The organism is Arhodomonas sp. KWT (assembly GCF_010993615.1).
This window is the reverse complement of record NZ_WNXE01000785.1, coordinates 1-779: the sequence shown is the minus strand read 5'-3', so window position 1 is coordinate 779 and position 779 is coordinate 1. Positions and strand designations below refer to the sequence as shown.

General features: G+C 71.5%; 1 protein-coding gene. It reads right to left on the bottom strand.

The window, feature by feature from the left end; genetic code table 11:
* On the bottom strand, positions 1 to 779 hold a 779-nt coding region (locus G7A99_RS22390), incomplete at both ends, for a TonB-dependent receptor domain-containing protein (protein WP_163144216.1).

Genomic DNA, 779 nt, shown 5'->3' with positions numbered 1-779 from the left:
AGGTTGTCCACGCCCGCGGTGACCGTCCAGCGCTCACCCGGACGGTAACCCGCGTTCACGGATACCACGCCGAAGCCGCCGGTCTCGCCGATGTCCGTGCCGTAGATCGTGCCGCTGCCCGGGTCGATACGGTCCTGGCGGGCGACACCGCGCAGGAGCACGCCGCCGGACCACAGGCCGTCGTCGTAGCGCAGGCCCAGGGTGCCCTCCAGCGGCGGCATCTGCGCCAGGGGCACGCCGTCGGTGCGGTTCTCGCCGCGGACGTAGGACACCGTGCCGGTCACCGCCCAGCGCGGGGTCAGCGCGTAGCGCAGGTCCAGCTCACCGCCGACGGTCCGTGCCCGGATGTTGCGGGCGTCATCGCCGTCATCCGTGATCAGGATGTAGTCGTCGATACGGCTGTAGAACAGTGCCACGGTGGTGGTCAGCCGTGAGCCTCGGTACTGCCAGCCGGCGTCGAGCTGGGTGGCGCGCTCCGGGTCGAGGGAGAAGTCGCGGTCGCGCTCCCAGAAATCCGGCGAGCGCTGGGCGTGACCGAGGCCGAGATAGACACTGGCCGGGCTCGCCGCGAGCTCGTGCTCCCAGCGGGTGAAGCCGCTGAGGTTGGTGTCACTGTCGTCGGTGCCCGCGGCGACACCGCCGTAGCCGTCCGGGTTCATCATGGTGGCCTGCCTGTCGGCGGTGACCGTGACCTCGTCCGCGCGGGCGCCGACGACCACGCGGTCCCGGGCACCGAGGTAGTGCGCGAGCTCGCCGAACACCCCGGTCTGGCGGAAGGT